17 protein-coding genes, 1 tRNA gene and 1 pseudogene are annotated in these 18,414 nt (G+C 43.7%); 6 read left to right on the top strand and 13 right to left on the bottom strand.

Annotation, left to right across the window (positions count from 1 at the left end; all coding sequences use genetic code 11):
* Positions 1–15 precede the first annotated feature (15 nt).
* Positions 16–204, top strand: a complete 189-nt coding sequence (locus tag ACH2BK_RS05290) for a hypothetical protein (protein WP_395002389.1) — start codon at positions 16–18, stop codon at positions 202–204.
* Here the strand turns inward: ACH2BK_RS05290 and ACH2BK_RS05285 are convergent.
* Together ACH2BK_RS05285 and ACH2BK_RS05280 are read right to left on the bottom strand one after the other, a co-directional pair.
* A complete protein-coding gene (locus ACH2BK_RS05285; RefSeq protein ID WP_395002459.1) occupies positions 177–998 on the bottom strand; it encodes a methyl-accepting chemotaxis protein in 822 nt (273 codons plus the stop codon). The genes ACH2BK_RS05290 and ACH2BK_RS05285 overlap by 28 nt on opposite strands.
* Positions 999–1,495: 497 nt before the next feature.
* Positions 1,496–1,993 carry a PAS domain-containing protein gene (locus ACH2BK_RS05280; RefSeq protein WP_395002387.1) on the bottom strand — a complete coding sequence of 166 codons (498 nt, stop codon included), beginning with the start codon at positions 1,991–1,993 and terminating at the stop codon, positions 1,496–1,498.
* Between the two features lie 119 nt (positions 1,994–2,112).
* Between ACH2BK_RS05280 and ACH2BK_RS05275 the strand changes: the two genes are divergently transcribed.
* Both ACH2BK_RS05275 and ACH2BK_RS05270 read left to right on the top strand, forming a co-directional pair.
* The gene (locus tag ACH2BK_RS05275; protein ID WP_395002385.1) at positions 2,113–2,595 is read left to right on the top strand and encodes an ankyrin repeat domain-containing protein; all 483 of its coding nucleotides are present in this window, start codon (positions 2,113–2,115) and stop codon (positions 2,593–2,595) included.
* A 68-nt stretch (positions 2,596–2,663) separates the two neighbouring features.
* Entirely contained in the window at positions 2,664–4,094 is a 1,431-nt protein-coding gene (locus ACH2BK_RS05270) for a catalase (RefSeq protein ID WP_395002383.1), read from the top strand.
* 42 nt (positions 4,095–4,136) lie between these two features.
* On the opposite strand, the gene ACH2BK_RS05265 is transcribed toward ACH2BK_RS05270, so the two are convergent.
* The 3 genes from ACH2BK_RS05265 to ACH2BK_RS05255 all read right to left on the bottom strand — a co-directional run bounded on the left by ACH2BK_RS05265 (position 4,137) and on the right by ACH2BK_RS05255 (position 5,334).
* A complete protein-coding gene (locus ACH2BK_RS05265; RefSeq protein ID WP_395002381.1) occupies positions 4,137–4,940 on the bottom strand; it encodes a UDP-N-acetylmuramate dehydrogenase in 804 nt (267 codons plus the stop codon).
* Entirely contained in the window at positions 4,940–5,206 is a 267-nt protein-coding gene (gene fliQ / locus ACH2BK_RS05260; RefSeq protein ID WP_394996581.1) for a flagellar biosynthesis protein FliQ, read from the bottom strand. Before fliQ ends, ACH2BK_RS05265 begins: the two co-directional genes overlap by 1 nt.
* A 31-nt stretch (positions 5,207–5,237) precedes the next feature.
* Positions 5,238–5,334 (bottom strand) — tRNA-Sec (locus tag ACH2BK_RS05255).
* Positions 5,335–5,437: 103 nt separating this feature from the next.
* Here ACH2BK_RS05255 and luxS point away from each other — a divergent pair.
* Positions 5,438–5,926, top strand: a complete 489-nt coding sequence (luxS, locus tag ACH2BK_RS05250) for an S-ribosylhomocysteine lyase (RefSeq protein WP_394996583.1) — start codon at positions 5,438–5,440, stop codon at positions 5,924–5,926.
* 301 nt (positions 5,927–6,227) lie between these two features.
* Here the strand turns inward: luxS and ACH2BK_RS05245 are convergent.
* A pseudogene (locus ACH2BK_RS05245) lies at positions 6,228–7,296 on the bottom strand (alpha/beta hydrolase).
* Between the two features lie 142 nt (positions 7,297–7,438).
* Here ACH2BK_RS05245 and ACH2BK_RS05240 point away from each other — a divergent pair.
* Positions 7,439–9,445: a DNA methyltransferase gene (locus tag ACH2BK_RS05240; RefSeq protein WP_395002379.1), complete on the top strand. Its 2,007-nt coding sequence runs from the start codon at positions 7,439–7,441 to the stop codon at positions 9,443–9,445.
* Positions 9,438–12,110, top strand: a complete 2,673-nt coding sequence (locus tag ACH2BK_RS05235; RefSeq protein WP_395002376.1) for a DEAD/DEAH box helicase family protein — start codon at positions 9,438–9,440, stop codon at positions 12,108–12,110. The genes ACH2BK_RS05240 and ACH2BK_RS05235 overlap by 8 nt, the downstream gene beginning before the upstream one ends.
* A gap of 81 nt (positions 12,111–12,191) precedes the next feature.
* Here the strand turns inward: ACH2BK_RS05235 and ACH2BK_RS05230 are convergent, their stop codons facing one another.
* The 7 genes from ACH2BK_RS05230 to ACH2BK_RS05200 all read right to left on the bottom strand — a co-directional run bounded on the left by ACH2BK_RS05230 (position 12,192) and on the right by ACH2BK_RS05200 (position 18,330).
* Positions 12,192–13,118, bottom strand: a complete 927-nt coding sequence (locus tag ACH2BK_RS05230; RefSeq protein ID WP_395002374.1) for an aldo/keto reductase — start codon at positions 13,116–13,118, stop codon at positions 12,192–12,194.
* Between the two features lie 212 nt (positions 13,119–13,330).
* Positions 13,331–14,275, bottom strand: a complete 945-nt coding sequence (locus ACH2BK_RS05225) for a thiamine pyrophosphate-dependent enzyme (RefSeq protein ID WP_394996591.1) — start codon at positions 14,273–14,275, stop codon at positions 13,331–13,333.
* A gap of 12 nt (positions 14,276–14,287) precedes the next feature.
* On the bottom strand, positions 14,288–15,505 hold the full coding sequence (locus ACH2BK_RS05220; RefSeq protein ID WP_395002372.1) for a 2-oxoacid:ferredoxin oxidoreductase subunit alpha: 1,218 nt from the start codon (positions 15,503–15,505) through the stop codon (positions 14,288–14,290).
* A 9-nt stretch (positions 15,506–15,514) separates the two neighbouring features.
* Positions 15,515–15,913: a 4Fe-4S dicluster domain-containing protein gene (locus ACH2BK_RS05215; RefSeq protein WP_394996601.1), complete on the bottom strand. Its 399-nt coding sequence runs from the start codon at positions 15,911–15,913 to the stop codon at positions 15,515–15,517.
* A gap of 17 nt (positions 15,914–15,930) precedes the next feature.
* On the bottom strand, positions 15,931–16,491 hold the full coding sequence (locus ACH2BK_RS05210; protein ID WP_394953663.1) for a pyruvate flavodoxin oxidoreductase subunit gamma: 561 nt from the start codon (positions 16,489–16,491) through the stop codon (positions 15,931–15,933).
* A 397-nt stretch (positions 16,492–16,888) separates the two neighbouring features.
* On the bottom strand, positions 16,889–17,755 hold the full coding sequence (gene purU, locus ACH2BK_RS05205) for a formyltetrahydrofolate deformylase (protein WP_394996604.1): 867 nt from the start codon (positions 17,753–17,755) through the stop codon (positions 16,889–16,891).
* Positions 17,755–18,330 carry a hypothetical protein gene (locus ACH2BK_RS05200; RefSeq protein WP_395002370.1) on the bottom strand — a complete coding sequence of 192 codons (576 nt, stop codon included), beginning with the start codon at positions 18,328–18,330 and terminating at the stop codon, positions 17,755–17,757. Before ACH2BK_RS05200 ends, purU begins: the two co-directional genes overlap by 1 nt.
* Positions 18,331–18,414 lie beyond the last annotated feature (84 nt).

Below are 18,414 nucleotides of genomic sequence, written 5' to 3'. Positions count from 1 at the left end.
GCATTATAGCAATATTTGCTGCAAGTTCCTTATGATTATATATCGCTCGCAGAGAGTGAATCTCCACTCGCTCCGCTGCGCGAACATACACAGAGTCTAGTGCGAGATTCTAGAATCTTTGGTGTGAGTGCGTTAAGGAATGCTGTGGGCGATGTGGATTCTATCGATCAGTCCTTTTATTGCTCCCACTGCCTCGCTAGATAATCCACTTTCTCAAAAAACTCCTCGCTCGCCCTCTCCATCTCTCTAAAGTCGTTGATAATCTTGCGCTGATTTTGCACGCCATCAGCATAGGCATCTTGCACGCCGGCTTTACCATGAGCGATAACGCGCTTGTGTGAATCCAAAATCTCAGCCAAAATCTGCGTGCCTTCATAAAACACCTTGCCACGCTTCTCATACCATAGCTGGAATGCGTCATCGCACGCACTCTCATAATCGCTAGGATTGCGCATCTTAAGCACATGCCTATAAGAATCTGCCTTGAAAATAATATGATCGATCATCATAGAATTCCCATTGATACGAGAGGAGATGATTTTCATACTAGATTCTATGCTCTTAGAGCTCTCTAGCATACTTTTTAGCACCGATTCAAACTCACTCATCAGCTCGCGGAAACTATGCACCGACTGGGAGATATGCTGGGAGTTTTCAGAGATCTGGAGCGTATCTTGCTGGAATATCGTGAGCTGGGTTTGGATATCTTTAGTCGAGCTTTGCGTCTTTTCTGCGAGCTTGCGCACCTCATCTGCCACCACGGCAAAGCCTCGCCCATGCTCCCCTGCGCGTGCGGCTTCGATAGCGGCGTTTAGGGCTAGGAGATTGGTTTGATCGGCGATGTCGTTGATGACACTTGTGATTTGGCGCACCTCCTCACTGCGCTTGCCGAGTGCTTCGATATTGGTGTTGTTAGAATCTACAAGTGAGGAGATCTCTTCTAGGGATTGGAGAGATTTGTTGATCTCTGTGTGGCTTTTTTCAGAGCCTTTCACCATAGATTCTAACGCCCCTAGTGCCGATGCTAGTGTCTTCATACTCCTGTGGAAACTATCTTGGATAAACTTCTGCTGGGCGAGGTTGCCATTGACTTCTTCAAGGGCGTGGTTTAACTCCCTTTTAGCGTCCATCGTCATAGATTCTAAAATAGTCTTCATACTAGCATTGACTTGATCGCCCACCATCGCGAGATTTGGGAGCATACCATCGGTGAGGAATGGGCGGAATATGTCTTTTCTAGTGGCATTGGCGGCGAGAGTTCTATTCTCACGGATAAAGGTTTCAAGCTGATCAAGGAGTTCATTAAGATCTAGGGCAACTTGTCCCCATGATGATGAGCCGATATGGGTAACGCGCGGCTCAAAATTCCCCTTAATCGCTTCAGAGGTAACAAACCCAAGTCTCTCGCTAAAGGCGTGCATCTTGAGTAATTGCATCGATAGCACAATCACACAAATCACGAGTATCGCGCACACTGCGCCCAAAATCACTGCCATCATAGCTCCTCTCCTAGCTGCAAGCGCAAAATCGCGTTTGCATAAGTCTCATCTTGCTTAGCAAAAAACTCGTGTAGATACGCTAGTCCCGCGTCTAAGCCTTGGGCACTCTCGATATCTTTAAGCTCTTTGTAAAGATTGCTAATCGTCTCTAGCACAGCTCTATTTGGCCGCCGCCGCACGGAGTAGTAGCCGATGATTTTATTGGTAATATCCACAGAGGGCGTGACATTGGCAAACACCCAATAATACCCTCCATCTTTGGAGAGATTTTTGACAAATGCATTAATCTCGCGCTTATTGCTCACTTCCTCCCACAAAAACTTAAAAATCGTGCGCGGCATATCGGGATGGCGCACGATCGAGTGGGGCTTGCCCAAAAGCTCAGATTCACCAAACCCAGAAACCTCAATAAATGCTTGATTGCAATAAGTAATCTTACCTTTTGGATCGGTTTTTGAAACCAAAAAGCCTTTAATTTCTTTCTCTTGGCTCATTACACACTCCTCTATATCACTAAATTTATCACTCATTGATTATAAGACATTGCGCATTAAATGACAAGAAATTGGGTAAAATTCCCCCCACACAAACAACCAAACACAAAGGAGTCACAATGCCACACACTCAAGAAGAGTTTGAAAAATTCGTCGCTCAAAGTTTTGATTTTGCTCGCAATAATGACACAGAATCTTTGCGGATTATGCTTGATGCCGGGCTAAATGTCAATCTCGCCAATCACAAAGGCAACACCCTCCTTATGCTCGCTGCCTACAATAATAGCCTTGAAGTCGCCCAAATGCTATTGCAAAGAGGCGCAGAAGTCGATAAAAAAAACGACAAAGCCCAAACACCCCTAGCTGGCGTGTGCTTTAAAGGCTATAAAGAGATGGCGGAATTGCTCCTAAAATATGGGGCAAATCCCGATGAGGACAATGGATTGGGACTGACACCGATTAATTGTGCGATAATGTTTCGCCACAAAGAGATTCTAAAGCTCCTCCTTGCACACTCACACAAAAAACTTTCAATATGGCAAAAAATTGGCTTATTTTTTTTAGGAAAATTTTCAAAAAAAGAAGATAGCTCTCATAGGTAGAAATTATGATTTAAACCGATATTACAATGTCCCCTTGTTTGACATTAACAACACTTAAAGGAGCTACAATGAAAACACTAACAACCGCCACAGGCACACCCATAGCCGATAACCAAAACTCCCTAACAGCAGGGAAAAGAGGGCCTACACTTTTGCAGGATACTTGGCTACTAGAGAAGCTAGCGCATTTTGACAGAGAGCGAATCCCCGAGCGAGTCGTGCATGCCAAGGGCAGTGCTGCCTATGGTGAGCTAACCATCACAAACGACATTGCGCAATACTCCAAAGCCGACTTGTTTTCACAGGTGGGCAAAAAGACGAAAGCCTTTTTGCGATTTTCCACCGTGGCAGGGGAGCGAGGGGCTGCCGACGCGGAACGCGATGTGCGAGGCTTTGCGCTCAAACTCTACACACAAGAGGGCAATTGGGATATCGTGGGCAACAACACGCCGGTATTTTTCATCAAAGACGCGGTGAAGTTCCCAGATTTTATCCATTCCCAAAAGCGAGATCCCAAGACAAACTTACGAAGCAGCACGGCTGCATGGGATTTTTGGAGCTTACACCCAGAATCTTTGCACCAAGTAACAATCCTTATGAGTGATAGGGGGATTCCGAGGAGCTATCGCGAAATGCACGGCTTTGGCAGCCACACATATAGCTTTATCAATGCCAAAGGCGAGCGATTTTGGGTGAAGTTCCACTTTAAATCCATGCAAGGCATTGTCAATCTCAGCAACAAAGAAGCGGCTGCAATCATCGCTAAGGATAGAGAATCTCATCAAAAAGATTTGTTTGAAAATATTGAGCGGGGGAATTTTCCTAAATGGCGATTCTGTGTGCAGATAATGCCAGAATCTGAAGCTGCTAGCTACAAGTTTAATCCCTTTGATCTCACCAAAACTTGGAGTCATAAAGACTATCCGCTCATTGAAGTGGGGATTTTGGAGCTTAACAAAAATCCAGAGAATTACTTTGCCGAAGTCGAGCAAGCCGCGTTTAACCCCGCAAATATCGTGCCGGGTGTGGGATATAGCCCCGATAAAATGCTCCAAGGACGGCTCTTTAGCTATGGCGACACGCAGCGATACCGCCTAGGGATTAACCACGCACAGATTCCTGTCAATGCCCCTATTGCTCCCGTGAGCAACACGCATCGTGATGGCTATATGCAGATGGGAAGCTTTGGAGGAATGCGCAACTACAACCCAAGCTACTACAACGACTATACAGAATCTAATCAAGCAAGCGAGCCGCCTTTGCATATCAAAGAAGGCGAGATAATGGATCGATACAACCACCGCGAGTATGAGGAGGATCATTTTAGCCAAGCAGGGGATCTCTATCGTCTGATGAGTGCAGAGCAAAAAGAGATTTTGTGCCAAAATATCAAAGAAGCAATGGAGGGCGTGCCTGTGGAGATTAAAAAGCGTCAGATCGAGCACTTCAAAAAGGCTGATGCCAACTATGGCAAACGCGTGGAGGAATTGGTGCTCTAAGTAACAATCGGGGTGCGAGTCGCCCCATTCCACTTAAGACGCCTATGCGATAATCTGCACTTCGCACTCTAGCATTATCCCACTAGATTCAAACACGCGCTTTTTGGCTAGCTCTATGAGCTCCATAGCCTCTGCAAATGTGCCCCCACCAAGATTAATTAAAAAATTTGCGTGCTCTTGCGCAAAGCCCATACCGCCGATTCTAAAGCCCTTTAGTCCTACAGATTCTAACAACCTCCCAGCATAATCGCCCCTAGGATTCTTAAAGCAGCTCCCACAACTAGGGGCTTTGGGGTGATGGGCACGGAGTGAGAGAAAATCCTGCGTGAGCTCGTGGGCAAAGCCCTGTGTTTTGTGAATCTTCGCGCCACAAATCACGCCATCAATCGCGCTTGTGCGATACCCAAAACCAAGCTCCTCGCCCCGCACCCACACGCCGTTAATATTGACTTCTAGTAGCCGCTCGCCTATCTCGTGCATTCCCCCGCGCTTATCCTTGAGCCCAGCGTTCATCTTAATGATCCCACCTAGCGAGCCGGGCAAGCCCTGCAAAAACTCCATACCGCCCAAATCGTGCTTTTTAAAAAAGCTACAAATCTGCCCCGAGCTCATCGCCGCGCCGATATGCACGCAGTGCGATTGCACCTCAATAAACGCAAAGCTTTTGTCTAGCATATACAGATGTGAGGCGTTTGGGGAGATGAGGAGATTATTTGCTTTGCCGATGATGTGGGCATTTGGGGGCAGGGAGGAGCACTCGCGGGGAGATTCTATCATCTGCACTTCTAGGGGCGTGCCCACGCGCAGACTTGAGTATTTAGAAAAGTCAATAACGCGTGCGTGCATTAAAACTTAATATCTACAATCATATTAAAAAGCATAGTCGTGTAATCCGTGATCATACCAATCATCCACGGCATCGCAAAGATAATCACCGCCACGACTGCTAAGATTTTGGGGACAAAGCTTAGAGTCATTTCATTTATCTGTGTGGTGGCTTGAAAAATGCTCACCAAAAGCCCCACGATAAGCCCAGCTAGCAGCATAGGCAGCGAAAGAATGAGAGTGATTTTATAAGTTTGTATCGCTAGGCTCATTAGCTGAGATTCCATTGTGATTCCTTGTAGATTTCTGTATTTTTATTGGCGAGAAGGCGAGAGAATCGAACTCCCCAAGAGCTAGACACCTAGCCCTTCTTTGGGTTTGAAGCCCAAGGCGCACACCAGCACACTTGCCTCCCTTAGTGGGGCTCAATTATAAACTTTTCTAGCTTAAATCAAGGAGAATGCGCCAAGAAAATGCTACAATACGCTCTCACAAAAAATAGATAATAAGGAGAGAATATGCCATTACTAGATAGTTTCAAAGTGGATCATACGATTATGCCAGCTCCGGCGGTGCGTTTGGCAAAGACTATGCAAACGCCTAAGGGCGATACAATCAGCGTGTTTGATTTGCGATTTTGCGTGCCAAATGAGGATATTTTGAGCGAAAAGGGAATCCACACGCTTGAGCATTTGTTTGCGGGATTTATGCGCGATCATCTTAACGACACGCGCACCGAGATTATTGACATCTCCCCTATGGGCTGCCGCACGGGGTTTTATATGAGTGTGATAGGCGCACCTAGCGATGATAGCGTCAAAGAGGCGTGGGAGGCGAGCATGCGTGATATCCTCAAAGTCGATACGATCCCAGAGGCGAACAAATACCAATGCGGCACTTACGCTATGCACTCGCTTAAAGAAGCCCAAGACATCGCGGCAAATGTGCTAGAGAGAGGCGTTGGGATTATGGATACGCAAAAGATTTTGTTAAAAGACTTAGTCTAGGAAGCTTACAAGAGAAGCAAGCAACACCCAATCAAAAGGGCGAGAGCTTGCACCTACACTATCTTTTAGCAGATTCTGTCTCTAAGCGATTTGGGGAGTGAGGCTATACCTTAACCCAAAAACCGCACCACAAAGGCTATAAATGCAGCTTTTAGAATCCAAACAACCTCGCCACTGCAGAATCACAAACCATTTACCACACAATCAAGCGGTGGCAAGTGCAATGGCAAGCAGCAAAAACAAAGCAAACTCACACAAATAAAGACTTGCAAATCAACAAGCCTCACAACCAACGCCTAGTCTAAATTCCCCCAAAAAACTCTGTGATTTTGCCAAATGGAATCTTCTCTACATTGTCATACAAATCCACATGATTTGCGTCCTCCACTATCAAAAGTTCCTTATTCTCGCCCCTTAGCTTTTTTAAAGGCATCTTCACTAAAATACCTGCTATGCGCCCTCTCGCCGTGTATCACTAGCACTGCTGAATCTATCTCATCGCTATAGGCTAAAATAGGCATATTGATAAGCGAGAGGGAGGAGGTGAGATTCCAACCGCCTGTGGAGTTTATCGAGCGAGGGTGGAAGCCTCTGTCTTTGTTTTTGTAATAGTTGAAATAATCCTTGATAAATTGCGGCTCATCGCCCTTTAAGCTCTCTGGCAAGCCTCCTGCTTTAGCGAAACTACCGCTTGCAAAGTCCTTGGTGCGTTGTGTGTTTAAGCTTTTCTTTAGCCTTTTTCTCTCCTCTTTGCTATCTTGTGCGTCGTTATAGCCCTTGGCATTCACACGTGTCATACCATACATCGTGGAGGTTACCACCGCCTTGATACGCGTATCCATAGCAGCCGCATTGAGTGCAAAGCCCCCAAAGCCACAAATCCCCAAAATCCCTATTTTGCTAGAATCCACCCTTGCGTGATTAGCTAGGAAATCCACCGCCGCAGAGAAATCCTCGGTGTTTATATCGGGCGAGGCGACATTTTGGGGTAGATTCTGATTTGCCAAAGCACTCTCACCGGTAAAAGAGGGATCAAAAGCTAGCGTGATAAAGCCCTGCTTGGCGAGAGTTTGTGCATATAGCCCAGAAGCTTGTTCTTTTACTGCACCAAAGGGTCCGCTTATGGCGATAGCAGGGAGCTTTGTGTTTTTAGAATCTTTTGGCGGATTTTTTAGCAAGTCTTTTGGGATATACAAATCCCCCACCAAAGTAATGCCATAGCGGTTTTTAAAGCTCACCTTCTGCACCTCTACCTTAGGATTTTTTGCAAAGGTTTTATCCCATTTACCTGTATTTGCCTGTGCCATAGCACCTCCTAGAGAAATGATACACGCTCCAAAAAGAAGCGATTTGAAAAGTTTCAATGCCATAATTGCTCCTTGTAAATTTAATATTTGGAATTATAAAGAATGAGAGCTACTCTAAGTCAAGGGGGATTTGGGGGAAAAGTTCTAAAATCCCTTTAATGAAATTTTGACTACAATCCCAAATCGCTTTCACACAAGGAGTTTTATGCAGATTTTAGAGGATATTATCGCTACATTTGGTTCAGCGCAGGAAGCAAGACAGGCTACGCTTTTTGATACGACAAAGGTTATAGAGTTTTTAATTAAAAACGAAAATTATAAAAAAGCGTATTTTACGCAGGTGGGCGATGCGCTTATCTTTGAAAAAGAGAGGTTTTTGGCCCTGCTAGCTACAAGAGAGCTTGCTAGCTCTTATACGAAGTTTAGCAACAAAATCGGACTAGGGCATAAAAACGACAATACTTTCCTAAAAGCCCAAAATGAAGTCGTGTTACACTTCCCTTATAAAGACTGCATTCTCAAAGGTGCGCAGGATAAGGATAAAACAAAAAGCCAAGAGATATTTTTTAATGAGATTTTGGCTAGGGAGGAAATCGATGTGTTGTTTGCTCCAAAAGTATTGCAAAATTTTGAACTCATAGAATCTGCAAATACAGAATCTAGTAATGATTCCCAAAACACCCCACAATCCATCAAGCAAAGACTTGAAAACTATTTGGATTCAGCCTCTTGCAATCTCTTACTAAAGGGCAATAATCTCCTAGCTCTACATACACTTAAAAGCCGCAAAGATATTTTCGGACAAGTGAAATGTATCTACATAGATCCGCCCTATAACACGGGCAATGATAGCTTTAATTACAACGATAGATTCTCACACTCCACTTGGCTTACCTTTATGAAAAACCGCTTAGAGATCGCACGCGAGTTTTTATGCGAGGATGGCGTGATCTTTATCCAATGCGATGATAATGAACAGGCCTACTTAAAGGTGCTATGCGATGAGATTTTTGGCAGGGAGAATTTCATTACTTGCTTTATTTGGGAAAAAACCCAGCATTTTGGACGACAAAAAATAAACTTTTATTCCAACAAGGAATTTATTTTGTGCTATTCAAAAAAATTATATATTGGAGAAAATAAAAAAAGATTGCTTGTGGAAAGCATACAAACCGAATTTGAAGATGCACCATTGTATAACGCTAGTAACAATAAACATATTCTAACTTTTCCAAAAAATTCCTGTATATTTAAAATTGATGATGGTGTTTATACAACAAGTGAAGAACAGGACAAATATGAATTATTAGATTCTGTAAATGTAAAAAATGGGATAAACATAAATGATTTTAGAATTAAGTTTAAAAGTCGTTGGAGTAATAAAACATTGCAAAATGAGATACAAAATGGAGGCAAAATTCTTATAAAGTCTAAAAAATTTTCCCCTAGAATTATTTATGCAGATAACAAAGAATTTATAGTATCCCCAAAAACAATTATTTTTTCAAATAGTAATAATCCTTTCTGCACTATGTTTAAAAATTGTAAAATAGGGACTACAGAAAATGGCAGTAGTGAGATTGAAACCTTATTGGGAAAAGATATTTTTGGTTATCCCAAACCAGAAAGCTTAGTAGCATATCTTATTGAAATCTCCACAAACGAAGGCGATTTGGTAATGGACTTTTTTGCGGGGAGTGGGACAACCCTTGCCGTAGCACACAAGATGAATCGCCGCTATGTAGGGATAGAACAAATGGACTATATAGAATCTATCACAAAAGAGCGACTAAAAAAGGTGGTGAGCGGAGAGCAAGGAGGGGTAAGCAAAACCTTGAACTTCAAAGGTGGAGGGAGCTTCCTCTATGCTGAGCTAATGCCACTAAACACCCTGTATAAAGAGAAAATCGCCAAGCTAGATTCTGGGGAAGTTTCTCACAACGAATTAGAAAAACTCTACAAAGACTTAGAATCCAAAGCCTTTTTAGACTATCGCTATGACATACAAGAAATCCTAAAAGATAGGGAGTTTCACGCTCTAAATTTAGAGGAGAAAAAGTGCGTGCTCTACCAAATCCTAGATTCTAATATGGACTATGTGCTACTTAGTGAGTTAGAGGACTCTAGCTTAGATATAGATGAGCAAACAAAGGAGCTAAACAAAATCTTTTTTGGTCTAAAAGAGAATCTAAAAGGAAATGAAAATGCGTGAGAGAGAGCAAACCCTACAAGAGCTAATCATCGAGGAATATGGCAAAAAGAATCTGCGGGAGTTAGAAATCCCAAGCTACATAAGTGAAAATCTCTCCAAAGACTTGCGAGAATATCAAATAGAGGCTTTGAGACTCTATCTAGCCAATAATGAGACGCTTAAAGCACGACATTTGATGTTTAATATGGCGACAGGTAGTGGCAAAACACTCATAATGGCTTCCCTTATACTAGAGTGCTACAAACAAGGATATAGGGACTTTATCTTTTTTGTCAATGCGACAAGTGTGCTAGAAAAGACTAAGGCAAACTTTAGCGATATCCTCTCACACAAATACCTTTTTAGCCAATCTATCCACATAGATTCTACAAATGTAGGCATTAATATCATAGAAAATCTTAGTGAGAGTAAAGAGGGCTATATAAATATCTATTTTAACACGATTCAAGGGCTGTTTTCACTCCTAAATAATGAGCGAGAAAATAGCCTTAGTTTTGAGGATTTAAAAGGCAAAAAGCTTGTGTTTTTAGCCGATGAAGCACACCATCTAAATAGCGAGACTAAAAAGAAGCTAAACAAAAATGAAGCACAAGAAAAAGAAAGCTGGGAGAGTATAGTGCGCAGGGCGTATGAAAGCCATAGTGAGAATCTCCTCCTTGAGTTTAGTGCGACAATCCCCCAAGAAAGCGAGGTGCTAGCAAAATATAGTGATAAAATCGTGTATGAATATGATTTGAAAAAATTTTGTGAAAATGGGTATTCTAAGCGGATTTTCCTCGTAAAATATGAGGATTTAGGGCTACAATCGCGCTTTTTGGGAGCTATGCTGCTTAGTCTCTATCGCGAATGTGTGGCGAGTAAATATGGGATTTTCTTAAAGCCTGTGGTGCTGTTTAAAAGTGAGACTATCGCCGAATCTAAGAAAAATGAGGAGGCTTTTATCACTTTTGTTGCTCATCTCACAAGCCAAGAGATTCTAAGGTTTTATACTGATATAGAGGCAAGTGATAGAAGAGATTCTCTACTTTTGCAAAGCCTTGTGTTTTTTAAAAAAGAGTTTGGAGAGACTTTATGGCAAGAGCAGGTTTTGCAATCTCTTAAAACAAGTTTTAGCCCTCACTATATACTTAATGTCAATAACGATAGCGAAGTGGCAAAATGCCAGATTGTGCTCAATAACCTAGAGAATAAGGAAAATGAAGTGCGTGCGATTTTTGTAGTGGACAAACTCAATGAAGGTTGGGATGTGCTCAATCTCTTTGATATCGTGCGGCTAGGGGGCAGGGCAAAAAATCCCAAAAACACAACTACAAAAGAAGTGCAGCTTATCGGACGCGGGGCGCGACTTTTTCCGTTTCTCATGCAAGGGCTAGATTCTCATTTAGAATATAAACGCAAGTTTGATAGCGATTTGGGTAATGCACTAAGTGTGCTCGAGCGACTAAGCTATCATACGCTAAATGATGTGGGCTTTATCGCCGAGCTAGAATCCCAAATGCAAAAAAGCGGACTACTCTTTGAAAATGAAAAAAAGAAAATCGTGTTACATATGAGCAAGAGGGCAAAGCAAATCACAAAAGACAATGAACTTTTTACTATCACTAACGAGCGTCTAAGGGGAAGCCAAATACCCAATCTCTTTAATTACGAGCGGTATAAGGAGATACAAGGGTATATTCGCACACTTGAGATTCCGCTATTTTCACACAAAGTGGCTGAAAGCGAGGTGGATTTTGCAAAAAAGATAGAAGGCACAGATACGAGCAAAAGGGCAAAAAGGTTTTGTGATGTGGTAGCAAAAGAGGTGTTTTATAAGGCACTCAATCGCTCAGGACTAAGCTTTGATACACACATACAACCCTTTGGCTTTGCAAGCAAAGAGGCGTTTTATCAATCCTTTGGCAATATGGAGCTTGAGTTTGATAAAAGACAGGAGTTTAGTAGGGAAAATAGCTTAGAAATCGCAAAATATGTCTTAGAGCACTTCAAAAAACAAACTTATGAAATAGGATATAGCCCTATCGCCACAGACTTTAGAGCGCAAAAGTTAAAGCTAGAGGACAAAAAGGAAATTTTTAGCACAAAAACATTTACACAAAGCGCGCAATATGAGTGGTTGTATTATGATAGGTATAGCACAGATTCTACGCTAGAGCAAGAGTTTTTGGAATTTATAGAAAGGCATAAAGAAAGTATCGATGAGAGTTTTAGTCAGTGGGTTATCGTGCGTAATGATGGCTTTAGTGAGTTTAGAATCTATGATAATCGTCAATATTTAGAATCTACAAGCGATGATATTACAAAATCAAAAACTACAAAATCCATAAAAAATCCTAACTTCGCACAAGGTTTTGAGCCGGATTTTCTCTTTTTTGGTAGGCGCATAGATGAGGAGGATAAAGGGATTTTAAGTATAGAGTGTTTTATAGAGTCTAAAGGCGCACATTTAAGTGGCGATAAGCATTACAAAGGAAAGGATACTTGGAAGGAAGAGTTTTTGCAATCTCTTAAGGGAAAAGAGTTTGCCATCACTCAAGATTCTAGATCTCTAGATACACATTCGCACAAACTCACAATCCATGCCTTACCCTTTTTTACTAAAAGGATAGACATAAGATTTAAGGAAAATTTTGAGAGCTTTTTGGCTAGAAACAGGGAAAAATAAGGCAAAAGCAAATCAAAGATTTTGAGAAAAATATAAAAATCTTTGTGCGCTTTGCAATATTTTATAAACCTTCCCCCTACCCTAATACCCCCAACTAAATTGCGTTTTGTTCGTATCTAATGCCCTGATAGATTCCATATCCGCCGCACTTAGAGCAAAATCAAAGATAGCGATATTTTCTTGCATATGCTTTAGCTTAGAAGTCTTTGGGATAGCCACGATACCCTGCTGCACCAAAAATCGCAACGCCACTTGCGCCACGCTTTTGTTGTGCTTTTGGGCGATTTGTGCTAGGGTTGGGTTATCAAAAAACCCGCTTTTGCCCGCCACAAAAGGACTCCAAGATTCTAAAATCGTCTTATAGGGCTTCATTACTTCTATTAGCTCCCTTTGCTGGTAGTAGATATGCGTCTCGCACTGATTGACTGCTGGGAGTATCTCACAAGATTTCACAAACTCGCTAAAGACTTTTGGGGTAAAGCTAGAGACGCCAAGGGCTTTGAGCTTGCCCTCTTTGTAGGCGTCCTCCATCGCCTTATACATTTGCTTTGCCTGCGCGTAGGGCTGGTGGATTAAGAGCAAGTCGATATAGCCCAAATCTAGGGCTTTGAGGCTAGATTCTATCCCTCTTTTTGCCTCTTCAAAACTCATATTGCTTGAAAGTTTTGTGGTGATGAAAAACTCCTCGCGTTTTATGCCGCGCCTTACAATCGCCTCGCGTATCGCCGCGCCCACCTCACGTTCATTCCCATACATTTGGGCGGTATCAAAGAGACGATAGCCGCAATCCACCGCCATTAAAAGTGTATCAACTTGGTTAATCCCATAAGTCCCAAAGCCTAGCAAGGGCATTTGCAGCCCATTATTAAGCGTTGTGTATTGCATTTGCGCTCTTTCTCCTTTGGTGTTAGCAAAAATAGGCGTGAGGGCACCTAGAGCGATAACCCCACCCACAAATTTACAAGAATCTTTCAAAAACTCCCTGCGACTTGTATTTCTATCTCGCATTGTCGTGCTCCTTTGGTATAAGATACCGTAATTATAAAGTATGAGAGTTACTCTAAGTCAAGGGGTTTGGGAAAAAATGAAGTTATTTCAGTGAGGATAAACATTGCTAAAAAAACACAATGTAGCTTGAAGTGTGCTAAAGCGTGGCTCACAGAGATCCACTCCGTGAGCAAAAGCTTGCTTGAAAATTCGAAGCAAACAAGGAAGCGAGGCTACACGCCTGCTTCTTCCTTGCGTTGTAAATACTCCCATCGCGCATCGACATCTTTTTGGAATTGCTCGATGATATGCTCATTTTCTGGCTTAAAGAGATGCTTAAACCTCCCCTGCGCACCGAGATAATCGCGCACTGGTATGATGTTTTTTGGTCTATAAGTGATACGAAGCTCCGTGCCATTAATCACTTCAAAAAGCGGAAACACGAGTGAATCTACTGCCAAATCACTAACCTCAACCGTCTTGTGCGAATCAAATCTCCACTCGGTAGTGCAAGCACTCATCGCGTTGATAAATGTCGGTCCCTCTGTCTCAAGCGCGGTTTTGATTTTTTTGTTCATATCTTTCCATTTATTGGGTGCTACCTGCGCGACATAGGGCGATCCATGCGCTGCCATAATCATTAGCAAATCTTTTTTCTTCTCTTTTTTGCCATAGCTCACACTTCCTGCGGGCGTGGTAGAAGTGCTTGAGCCAATGGGCGTAGAGCCACTCCTCTGCCCTCCTGTGTTGGCATACACCTCATTATCAAGGCAGATATAAGTCATATCATGCCCACGCTCAAAGCACCCGCTAATCCACTGAAAGCCGATATCATAAGTCGCACCATCGCCACCAAAAGCCACAAACTTTGGCTTCTCGCCCTTGTATCTGCCCTTTTTGACTAATGCCTTATACATTGCCTCCGCTCCAGCCACCGCCGTAGAGCCGTTTTCAAACCCGATATGAATCCAAGGCACATCCCAACTTGTGTGTGGATACACCGCAGTAGAGACTTCCACGCACCCCGTGGAATTGCCTATGAGGATAGGACCCTCGGCGGCATTAAGCACCTCGCGGATAATCATACCGTGCGCACAGCCCGGGCACAAAAGATGCGCGCCCTCGAATTTCTCTGCCGATTTAGAAAATTGTTTGAGATTTTTGATTTCTTTTACCATAGTTTCTCCTTCCTAGCAAAAGCTTAGTTTGGGACCGCGAAGTCCGATGAATTGTTGCGTTGGGTGCGTGAGCTTGCCTGCCTTGGCGTTTTGGCTAAGCTGCTCATACACTTCTCCCAAATGCGCCTGTGTCAAATCGCGTCCGCCCAAGCCATAGATGTAGTTTGAGACCACTGCCTTGCCTCCCGCAGCGTGAATCGCGCTCGCAGCTTCATTAAAGAGCATACCCATAGCACCCGCTGGCAAACTCCTATCAAGGCACGCAACGGCTTTGAGGTGCTTCAACCTCTGTCCAAAAAGCACAAATGGGAAAGGACGCAATGTGCGCAGTGATACGACACCGGCTTTGATACCCTTTTTGCGTGCTTCTTGCGCGGCGATACGCGCAGATTCTACCGTGGTGCCAAGTGCGATGATCGCCACTTCCGCATCATCGATATCATAAGATTCTACAAAGTGATACGCGCGCCCCGTGAGCTTCTCAAACTCCCTAAACACTTCCTCAATCACTTTATGAGATTCCATAATGGCGTGGTGAAGTTGGGCTTTGTGCTCGAAGTGCCAATCCTCCTCGGTTTGCGATCCATAGGTAACCGGACGAGCAAAATCTAGCATAGGATTCTTGCTCTTATACTCGCCGATGAACGCATACGCCTCCGCGTCACTTAGCGGGCGCACAGTTTGGGCAGTATGTGAGCAGATGAAACCATCTTGATTGACAATCACGGGCACGCGCACGCGCAAATCTTCAGCGATTCTAAATGCCATAAGGTTAAAATCATACGCCTCTTGAGGATTATAGGTGCAGAGGTTTATCCAACCCGTATCGCGGCTAAGATACATATCAGAATGATCACCATTGACATTGAGCGGGCTTGCTAGCGCGCGATTTACGAGGTTAAGGACGATTGGCAAACGCATACCAGAGGCTTGATAGAGCACTTCCACCATCAGCGCAAATCCTTGTGAGCTCGTCGCGGTAGCCACGCGCCCACCAGCCGCGGCTGCACCCACACACGCGCTCATTGCGGCGTGCTCGGATTCTACCATTACAAACTCTCCATCGATATAGCCATTGCCCATAAATGTGCCATAGTTTTGCACAATAGGCGTAGATGGCGTGATAGGATAGGCGGCTACCACATCGATTTGGGCTTGTCGCATCGCTTGGGAGGCAGCCATATTACCATCCCAAACCTCGATTTTTTGCAATTCCATAACTTTTGCCATAATGCCTCCTTAATTTTTCTTTTTCTCTTCTTTTTGTGGCCACGCACTAAGTGCTTCTTGATTGTCTTTATGATCTTCAAACATCAATAGAGATTTGGGATTAGTAGGGCAGACATCCACACACACGCCACAACCCTTGCAATGCACATAATCCACGCCCGCAAGCTTCTCATCGCGCGCCAAAATCGCACCATCGGGGCAATACACCCAGCAGTTAAAGCAGTTAATACACACTTGGCTATTATGCACAGGCTTCTCCACACGCCAATGCGCCACACTCGCGGTAAAAGAGCTATCGCGCGTGTAAGCTCGCTTGTCGTTGTGCTCTTGTAGTTGAGTCTCTCCATCATTGCTAAAAGGGAAAAGAGCCGAGCCAATTTCTAATTCATTCCAGCCTCTGTTATCCATTGTTGCCTCCTTTTGGGTTATTGCACTTCTTCGTAAGCGCGTCTGATAGCCACCATATTGCCATCGATGACTTTTTGGGGAAGTTTTTTGCCAAGCACCTTAGTAAAAGCCTTGAGGAAAAAATCTAGCTCCAAAAGTCCCGATACTTTCATCAATGCACCCAGCATTGGCGCGTTAGGGATAGGCTTGCCAAGCTCTTGGAGAGAGATTTTGATACAATCAAGCGTATGCACCTTTTTGCCTTGTAGTTGGGGCTTTTTGGCTAGTAGCTCGTCTTTGGATAAATGCGTGGTGATGATGTATTGGGTAGTGGGCTTCTCGTGCTCACAAATATCGGTAATAAACACAAGTCCGGGATCTATCACAAGCACATAATCAGGATTCATAAACTTTTCGTGATTGAGTATGGGGGCAGAATCTATGCGATTATACGCCGTCATCGCAGCTCCCCGCTTAGCAGAACCATAGAATGCAAATGCCTGCACCTCTTTGCCTGTCCCAGCGATCACATCGGCTAGACCTTTTGCTCCCGTTACCGCACCTTGACCAGCGCGCGAATGCCATCTAATCTCTAGCATTTTTCCTCCTTATAGTTATAAAGTGCTTTGAGAGAATAACTTCTTTCAAATTGCGCAATTATAAATACAAAAGTCTAAAATAAAAGTAAAGTTTTATTAAAACTTAATCTTTTTCTACCAAAATGTGTGCATTTGTATCGTTTTTGAGACATAAGACACATTTTGTATAACTTTTGCTTATCACAGATAAGACTTGCTTAAATTTCTAATAGAATCTAGGTTGGTTTATAAGTTAAGTGTTTTGGTTGCATCGCATTCCTTGAGGCGGCTTATGCTTAAGAAGCCACAGAATCTCGCATTTAGATTCTGTGTATGCACGCGCAGCGGAGCGAAGTGGCAATTCACTTGCCACGAGCAATACCAAGAGTTTTTGCTTTAGCAAAAACTTGCAATAAAATTAAAACACGATAGTTTTATTTTGATACACAAAGATTCTGTCCTCTAGAGCGAGGTTGAGTGCGCGTGAGAGGACGGATTTTTCAATATCGCGCCCAGCCCTTTGCATATCCTGCCACGAGTAGGTGTGATCTATGGGGATCACATCTTGAGTGATGATAGGTCCCTCATCGAGATCTTTGGTGACAAAATGCGCGCTTGCCCCGATGATTTTCACGCCACGCTCATAGGCTTGCTTGTAGGGATTGGCTCCGATAAATGCGGGGAGGAAGCTATGATGGATATTTAGAATCTGATGCGGGAAGTGCTCGACAAACTCGGGGCTTAAAATGCGCATATATTTGGCAAGCACGATGAGATCGATCTCCCCAAGCGTCGCAAGGTAGGCTAAAATCTCCCTCTCGTGTGCGAGTCTCTCCTGCTGCGTGCTTGCTTGAGAATCTTGCAATGCCGGTATGTGCGCAAATGGCACGCCAAATTTTTGGGCAAGCGGCGCGAGAATGTCGTGATTGCTCACGATGGCTTTGATATGTGCGCATAGCTCACCGCTCTCATAGCGCAGGAGCAAATCCCCTAGGCAGTGGTTTTCTTTAGTACAAAAAATCACGATAGACTTCTTACTCACAGGCTGTATGCGGATATGGGCTTGTGCGCCTAACTCTTGGCTTAAGCACGCAAGCAGTGTGTGGGGCTGCAGGTGTGAATCTAGCGAGTCTATCTGTGTGCGTAAGAAAAAATACTGACTTTGTGTATCCACAAACTCATCTTGGCGCACGATATTGCATCCTAGCTCAAAGAATACGCGTGAGATGTGAAACACTAAGCCCTTTTTATCCGGAAGGCTGATGAGGACATTAAATCGCTGCATTAACGCTCGAGATTGATAAATTCGCTCTTTTGCTCATAAATAATTCTTCTCTTATCCCATTCTCTTTCACTCGGGGCTTTGAGAGGCTGTGGCTTTGGCTGCACAGATGAGGGGCTATCTTGCCGTGTTTGTAGCGGTGTATCATGCCGCGTATTGTCGGGACGCTCCGTGTGAGATTCTAAGATGGGCGTATATTTGGGTGAGGGCTTTGGTTGAGGGTGGTTGGATGATGGGGCGTGAAGTGAGGGATTGAAGTCTTTGTTTTTCTCATAAGTGGTAGTGGTGCTAGAACCTATGGTAGTTTTTGTAGTCGTGTAGTCCGAGTAGGTTTTGAGCCTTGAGGCATTATCTTCATTTTTGCTAAGCCACTCCTGCGGGATAGGAAGTCGCCTCATCGTGCCATTATCAAGAGATTCTAAAATCCCTAGCAGGGCTTTGGTTTGGTGGTTAATCATAAGCGTTTGGTTGGGTTTTAAAAGGAGTTCAAAATGCCTTAGGGAATGTGAATCTATGATGAAGTTATCGCCCCATACCGCACCACATACCACGCACAAAAAACAACACACTTTTTTCACGCTCTGCTCCAAGTCTTTTATAAAGTCTCATAGTCGCCAATTATAGCCACTTTCGGATAAAAAGCAAATACCACTATGCTATAA

Source organism: uncultured Helicobacter sp. (assembly GCF_949282165.1).
Lineage (GTDB): Bacteria > Campylobacterota > Campylobacteria > Campylobacterales > Helicobacteraceae > Helicobacter_F.
This window is presented reverse-complemented; position numbering and strand designations above follow the sequence as displayed.